At 72.9% G+C, this 6,745-nt stretch carries 6 protein-coding genes; 3 read left to right on the top strand and 3 right to left on the bottom strand.

Going from position 1 to position 6,745, the window contains the following annotated elements; translation table 11 throughout:
- Window positions 1-22: 22 nt before the first annotated feature.
- Window positions 23-892, bottom strand: coding sequence for an SURF1 family protein (locus ABT025_RS17480; RefSeq protein WP_350994840.1), 870 nt, complete (start codon window positions 890-892; stop codon window positions 23-25).
- Between the two features lie 296 nt (window positions 893-1,188).
- The gene (locus ABT025_RS17485; protein WP_350994842.1) at window positions 1,189-3,027 is read right to left on the bottom strand and encodes a S9 family peptidase; all 1,839 of its coding nucleotides are present in this window, start codon (window positions 3,025-3,027) and stop codon (window positions 1,189-1,191) included.
- A gap of 70 nt (window positions 3,028-3,097) precedes the next feature.
- On the opposite strand from ABT025_RS17485, the gene ABT025_RS17490 reads away from it, so the two are divergent.
- Together ABT025_RS17490 and ABT025_RS17495 are read left to right on the top strand one after the other, a co-directional pair.
- Window positions 3,098-3,946 carry a class I SAM-dependent methyltransferase gene (locus ABT025_RS17490; protein ID WP_350994844.1) on the top strand — a complete coding sequence of 283 codons (849 nt, stop codon included), beginning with the start codon at window positions 3,098-3,100 and terminating at the stop codon, window positions 3,944-3,946.
- 75 nt (window positions 3,947-4,021) lie between these two features.
- Window positions 4,022-4,423, top strand: coding sequence for a nuclear transport factor 2 family protein (locus tag ABT025_RS17495; protein WP_350994846.1), 402 nt, complete (start codon window positions 4,022-4,024; stop codon window positions 4,421-4,423).
- A gap of 191 nt (window positions 4,424-4,614) precedes the next feature.
- On the opposite strand, the gene ABT025_RS17500 is transcribed toward ABT025_RS17495, so the two are convergent.
- On the bottom strand, window positions 4,615-5,175 hold the full coding sequence (locus ABT025_RS17500; protein WP_350994848.1) for a winged helix-turn-helix transcriptional regulator: 561 nt from the start codon (window positions 5,173-5,175) through the stop codon (window positions 4,615-4,617).
- A gap of 46 nt (window positions 5,176-5,221) precedes the next feature.
- Here ABT025_RS17500 and ABT025_RS17505 point away from each other — a divergent pair, with 46 nt between their 5' ends.
- Window positions 5,222-6,658: an MFS transporter gene (locus tag ABT025_RS17505; protein WP_350994850.1), complete on the top strand. Its 1,437-nt coding sequence runs from the start codon at window positions 5,222-5,224 to the stop codon at window positions 6,656-6,658.
- Window positions 6,659-6,745: the final 87 nt, after the last annotated feature.

The raw sequence follows: 6,745 nt of genomic DNA on the forward strand, positions 1-6,745 counted from the left end.
GTACCTCTGGGACCGCGGACGGTCAGCTCGCGGCGGTGTCCTCGTCGGCGATCAGGCCGAGCTTCAGATCCCGGGCCGCTTCGGCCTCGCGCCGCAGCAGGCGGAACCACATGAAGATCACGAACGCCGCGAAGACGAACCACTCACCCGTGTAGCCGAGGTTCTGGAACGCCTTCAGGTCGAGCCCGCTGCCCTGCGGCGCGGCAGCCGGTACGGGACGCAGCGCATCGCCGCCCTTGCCCGGGGTGTCGGTGAGGGCGGCGTCGGTGGTCCCGGAGGCACCGGTCCCGGAGGCACCGGTCCCGGAGGCACCGGTGCGGGCGTCGGTCTCCTGGAGCGTCACCCAGGCGTCGTAGACGTCGTACGACACGAGGTTGACCAGGGACGCGGCGCTGATCATGCCGACCTGGCCGTCAGGGAGGCCGCCCTTCGCGTCGACCCCGTCGGTGCCCGCGTTCTCCGAGGCCTGGAGGTCGCCGGTCACGGTGACCCGGCCGGTCGGCGCGTCCGGCACCGGGGTGTGTCCGGCCTTCCCGGGCAGCCAGCCGCGAACCACCGGCAGGGCCTTGCCACTGTCGGTGCGCAGCATGTCCAGGACGTAGAAGCCGCTGCGGTCGTCCAACTTCCGTCCGGGCACCAGGAACTGATCGGCGTACCGGCCGCTCGCGGTGGCGGGACGGCCGGAGGTCACCGTGTCGACGGGCAGCAGCTCGTCCAGCGGTTCGGCGGCCATCGTGCCCGGAGCCGGCTGCTTCTCGGCGGCCTCGTGCGTCTGCACGCGGTCTTCGAAGCGGCCGAGCTGCCAGGTGCCCATGAACACGCAGAACGGGATGGCCAGCACGACGAAGAGGTTGATCCCCCACCATCGCGGGGTCAGCAGGAACCGGTACACCCCTCCACGGTACGGTCCCCGCTCCCGCCCGCCGGAGCGGGGGCACCCGAGAAGCCACCTTTTATCCGGCCCTTACGCAGATTCACGCAGCCCTGAGCAGACCTGCGCAGCTCTGCGCAGTGCCACGGAGCTCTACGCAGCTCTGTGCAGTGCCACGGAGCTCTACGCAGCTCTGTGCAGTGCCGTGCGGTGCCACGCAGCTCTGCGCGGTGCCACGGAGCTTGCCGCAGTGCCGGCAGGCGCTCCGGCCCGCCGGCGCAGCGCGCGCAGCGGTCCGGAGCGGCCGCGGCCCGCCTCTACGCGCCGTCCTCCGCGTCTCCCAGGTGGCGGCGGGCGAAGTCGATTTCCAGCCGCACCTGCTTGATGCGCTCCTCGACGACGAGCGAGCCGTGTCCCGCGTCGTACCGGTAGACCTCGTGCACGGCGTCGCGGGCCTTCAGCCGGTCGACGTAGTTCTCCACCTGGCGGATCGGGCAGCGCGGGTCGTTGACGCCCGCCGAGATGTAGACGGGTGCCCGCACGGTGTCGACGTAGGTGAGGGGTGACGAGGCCTCGAACCGCTCGGGCACCTCCTCCGGGGTCCCGCCCAGCAGGGTGCGGTCCATCGCCTTCAGGGCCTCCATCTCGTCGTGGTATGCCGTGACGTAGTCCGCGACCGGGACCGCGGCCAGGCCCACGGCCCAGTCGTCGGGCTGCGTGCCGAGGCCGAGCAGGGTCAGATAGCCGCCCCAGGAGCCGCCGGCCAGGACCAGCTTCGCCGGGTCCGCGAGGCCGGACTTCACCGCCCACTCCCGCACCGCCGCGATGTCCTCCAGCTCGATCAGGCCGACCCGGTGCTTGAGCGCGTCCGTCCACGACCGCCCGTAGCCCGTCGAGCCACGGTAGTTGACCCGGACGACCGCATATCCGTGGTCGACCCAGGCCGCGGGACCGGCCGCGAAGGCGTCGCTGTCGTGCCAGGTCGGGCCGCCGTGGATCTCGAACACGGTCGGGAACGGTCCCTGGGCCTCGCCGGCCGGCCGCTGGACGAGCGCATGGATGCGGCCCCCGGGACCGTCCACCCACACGTCCTCGACCGGGACGGACACCGGGGCCTTCGCGCCGGGCGGATCGAGCACCACCGCACCGGTAGTGGAGCGGACGACGGGCGGCTCGGCCGCCGACGACCACAGGTACTCCACCGTGCCGTCCGGCCGGGCCGTGGCACCCGAGACCGAACCGGCGGGTGTCTCCACCCGCACCAGGGCCCCGCCGGCCGCGGCCGGCTCGTACCGCCAGAGCTCGCTGCGGGCCTCGAAGCCGTGCTCGACCAGCAGCGCGGAGCCGTCCGGATACCACTCGGCACCCACGTCGCCGGGCAGATCGATGGCGAGGTCCGTCTCCGTGCCCGCCACCGGGTCCCAGATCATCGGCTCCCAGCGGCCGCGGCGCTGGTGCCCGACCAACAGCCGGGCGTCCCCGGCGACCGGCGCGAAACCGAGGACCGCGAGGCCGAGCTCCTTCGTGCCCCCCTCGGTGTCGTCCAGCTCCGCGACCGTGCTGCCGTCCGGGCGCACCACGCGCAGCGCGGAGTGCATCGCGTCGCCGTGCTCGGTGTGCTCCAGCGCGATCAGCGAGCCGTCGTGCGACAGGTCGCCGACCCCCGCCGATTCACGGTGGCGGTAGATCTCCACGGGCGCCGCCCCGGACCGTACGACGTGGACCGTCGTGCCGTCCTCGTCCGTCGAACGGCCGATCACCGCGGTCCCGTCGCGGCCGATCGCGAGCCCGGCCGGGTAGGACGGCTCAAGACCGGGGGCGGCCGGCTTGTCCTCCGCGCCCTCACCGCCGGCACGGAACGGCTGGCGCATCCACACTCCGAACTCGTCCCCGTCGGTGTCGCTGAACCACCACACGGCCTCGCCGTCCGGTGTCAGCACGCCGTCCGTCGTCCCGTTCGGCCGGTCCGTCACCTGGCGCTGCCCGCCCGTCGACCGGTCCCATGCGTAGAGCTCGTACGTCCCCGTCGCATTGGAAACGAACAGGGCGCGGTCCGGAGCGTCCTCCGCCCAGTCGGGCAGCGACACCCGGGGAGCCCGGAAGCGCTGTTCCCACGCCGGGACGGAATCGTTCGTCGAACCAGTGGTCTCAGTCATGCCCCCATTCTGCGCCGGACGGCCGACAAACCGTTCGCGTCGTCCGCAGCCTGTGGATAACCTCGCCGGCATGCCTCTTCCGATACCTGCCGACTGGCGCGAGGCCAACCGCGCGATGTGGGATGAGCGTGTGCCCATCCACGCCGAGAGCGACTTCTACGACCTCGACTCCTTCCGCGCGGGCAAGGACGCCCTGCGGGACTTCGAGCTGGCGGAGGTCGGGGACGTGACCGGCCGGACGCTGCTGCACCTGCAGTGCCACATCGGGGTCGACACCCTTTCCTGGGCCCGGCACGGTGCCGCGCAGGTCGTCGGCCTCGACTTCTCCGAAGCGGCCGTCGAGACCGCCCGCGGGCTCGCCCGGGAGCTGGGCCTGGGTCCGGACCGGGCGGCGTTCGTCGCCGCGGACGTCCACGACGCGGCCGAGGCCGTGCCGGACTCCTCGTACGACATCGTCTACACGGGCATCGGTGCGCTGAACTGGCTGCCCGACATCGACCGCTGGGCCGAGACGGCGGCGTCGCTCGTCGCACCCGGCGGGTTCCTCTACCTGGCGGAGTTCCACCCGCTCACCGACTGCCTCGACGACGCGACCGGTTCGAGGGTCGTCCACGACTACTTCAGCCGCGACGCGTGGGTGGACGAGACGCCGGGCACGTACGCGGACTTCGACGCGCCGACTGTCCACAACCGCAGCGTCGAATGGCAGCACCCGGTGGGGAGTGTGGTCTCCGCTCTGGCCGCTGCGGGCCTGCGGATCGAGTTCCTGCACGAGCACGACGCCTCGCTCTTCGCCCGCTTCCCGGTGCTGGAGCGTGAGGCGGACGGCTTCTACCGCTTCCCGGCGGAGCGGCCGCGGATTCCGCTGATGTACTCGATCAAGGCGACCCGGCCGGACGGTCCGGGCAGCGGCCGTTAGCGCAACGGGGCGGCCGGGCGGGGGCGTTCGCCCAGGTCGGGGCCGATTGTCAGTGGTGGGGTCCAGACTCGCACCATGAGCACGACTGCTGATTCGACTGCCGATCTGCGTGCTGCTGTCGAGCGTTACTGGACCGCGGCCGACCTCCGTGAATGGGACACCTTCGCGGCGACGCTCGCCGACGAGGTGCTGTACGACCTTCCGCAGACGCGCGAGCGCATTCGTGGCAAGGAGCGGTACGTGGCGTTCAACCGCGAGTACCCGGGGGACCGGCGAGTGCGCGTCGAGCGGATCGTGACCGATCAGGGCGGGCGGCAGGTCGCCGTCCGGACGCTGTTCACGGACGGCGGGCAGGAGTCGCACGCCGTCCACTTCTTCACGTTCGACGAGCAGGGGCGGATCAGCGAGATCACCGACTTCCGGCCCGAACCGTACGAGCCCCCGGCAGGCCGGGAGCACCTCGTCGAGCGGTACTGAGCCGAGCGGGGCCGGTAGAGGCGACGGGGCGGGAGGGGCGCTGGGCCGGGAGGTACCGAGCAGGCAGGGGCCGGTAGAGGTGCCGGGGCGGGAGAGGTGCCGGGCCGAGGGGTGCTGGGCCGGGAGGCATTGAGCGGGGAGGGGTGCTGGGCCGAGCGGGCCCGAGAGGCGGTCGCGTCCTGGCCCGATGCTCAGGCGGGTGGCACCGGTCCCGACCGGTCCCACCCCGGGGCGCGGACGTCCACGCTGAGCGTGTTCATCGCGATCTCCTCGCCGCAGGTCCGGCACACCCACGCCGCGTCGAGCTCGTGCGCGTGGGGTTCCCCGTGGCCCGCGCCCGTACGGCCGTCGCCGGCGGCAGCTTCATGCACCATCACCACCGGCCGCTCCTCCAGCACCCACCGGTCACCCCAGTCCAGCAGTGCCCGGATCACCGGAGCGAGATCGCGCCCCGACTCGGTGAGGTGGTACTCGTAGCGCGGCGGCCGTTCGTTGTACGGCCGGCGCTCGACCACGCCCGCCTGTTCCAGTGAGCGCAGCCGCGCGGCCAGCCGGTCGCGCGGCGCACCCGTGTTGCGCGCGATCGCCTCGAACCGGTGGTTGCCGAAGAAGATCTCCCGCACCGCCAGCAGCGCCCACTTCTCGCCCACGACATGCAGGGCAGCCGCTGCGGAACAGGGCCGGCCCGGCAGCGGGGCGGTCAGGACGGCGGTCGGGTCTGCGGGGGCGTCGGAATCACGTGCGGCACTCATCCCTACAAGGTTGCCATCTCAAACTCACTGGCGCTACCTTGCCGCCATGACAGTTGGAAAATCAAACTCACTCATGCCCGGAGCCCTGGGAGCGGCCGCGGTACCCGGCGCTCCCGCCACCTCGCGCGCCACCGTCTGGATCATCTCGGCCGGCGTCTTCGTCGTGAATCTCGATCTGTTCATCGTCAACGTCGCGGTCCCCGCACTCGGCGACGCCTTCGACGGCAGCTCGCTCGCCTCGCTCTCCTGGGTCCTCAACGCGTACGCGATCGTCTTCGCCGCCCTGCTCGTCGTCGCGGGCCGGCTCGCCGACCGCTACGGCCACCGGCGGGGTTTCCTGTTCGGCCTCGGGCTCTTCACCGTCGCCTCCGCGCTCTGCGCGCTCGCTCCCGGCGTCGGCTGGCTGGTCGCCGCCCGCGTCCTCCAGGCCGTCGGGGCCGCCGCGCTCATGCCGACCTCGCTCGCCCTGCTGCTCGTCAACACTCCGCCCGAGCGCCGCCCCCGGGCCATCCGCAGCTGGGCCGCGATCGGCGGGATAGCCGCCGGACTCGGGCCCGTGGTCGGCGGAGCGCTCGTGGAGGCGGACTGGCGCTGGGTGTTCCTCGTCAACGTGCCGGTCGGTGTGATCGGCTTGATCGCCGGTGTGCGGCTGCTGCCCGACGTCCGCCCGCACCGCGAAGGCCCCTTCCCCGATCTGGCCGGAGCCGCCCTGCTCACCCTTGCCATCGGGGCCCTGGCGCTCGGCCTGGTCAAGGCCGACGCCTGGGGCTGGGGCTCGGCGCGCGTACTCGGTTCGCTGGCTGCGGCGGTGCTGCTCACCGGCGCCTTCTGGCTCAGGTCGGCCCGGCATCCCGCACCGGTCGTCGAACTGCCCCTGCTGCGCTCGCCGTCCTTCGTCGCCGCGACGCTTGCCGCGCTGCTCTTCACCGCGGCGTTCGCGGCGATGCTGCTGACCTCGGTGCTCTGGTGCCAGCAGGTGTGGGGGTATTCGGCGATCCGGACCGGACTGGCCATCGCCCCGGGGCCGTTGGTCGTCCCGCTGCTGGCGGTGTCCTCCGGCCCGGTCGTCCGCCGTCTGGGCGCGGGCCGCACCGCCGCCCTGGGCTGCCTGCTGTTCGCGGCGGGCCTGGCCTGGTGGGCCGTCGCGCTCGATCCGGCTCCCAGCTACGCGGCGGGCCTCCTGCCCGGAATGATGATCACCGGCGTCGGTGTCGGCCTGGCGCTGCCCACCCTCGTCGGTGCGGCCGCGGCGGCTCTCCCGCCGACGCGGTTCGCCACCGGCTCGGCGGTCACCACGATGGCCCGCCAGACCGGTTCCGTCCTGGGTGTCGCCCTGATGGTCACCCTGCTGGGCGCCCCGAGCTCCCCGGCACTCGCGCTGGAGGCGTTCCGCCGCGGCTGGTGGGTGGCTGCCGCCACTGCCGTACTGGCGGCAGCCACCGCCCTGGCGCTGCACCGGCGCGCAGCCGACGGCCGTACCTGAGCGCGAAAGCGGCGCGGCATCGTCCCGGCGCGGAGGAACCGGCCGGCTGAGCGCCCGGGCCGGCCCTGCCTATGGACCGCGCCCACA

The organism is Streptomyces sp. NPDC002809 (assembly GCF_040295435.1).
Classification (GTDB): Bacteria; Actinomycetota; Actinomycetes; order Streptomycetales; family Streptomycetaceae; genus Streptomyces.

Excerpts from the sequence above, each read along its gene's own strand:
- ABT025_RS17500 (WP_350994848.1), bottom strand. The coding sequence starts at position 5,175 with ATGAGTGCCGCACGTGATTCCGACGCCCCCGCAGACCCGACCGCCGTC.
- ABT025_RS17505 (WP_350994850.1), top strand. The coding sequence starts at position 5,222 with ATGACAGTTGGAAAATCAAACTCACTCATGCCCGGAGCCCTGGGAGCG.
- ABT025_RS17490 (WP_350994844.1), top strand. The coding sequence starts at position 3,098 with ATGCCTCTTCCGATACCTGCCGACTGGCGCGAGGCCAACCGCGCGATG.
- ABT025_RS17495 (WP_350994846.1), top strand. The coding sequence starts at position 4,022 with ATGAGCACGACTGCTGATTCGACTGCCGATCTGCGTGCTGCTGTCGAG.
- ABT025_RS17485 (WP_350994842.1), bottom strand. The coding sequence starts at position 3,027 with ATGACTGAGACCACTGGTTCGACGAACGATTCCGTCCCGGCGTGGGAA.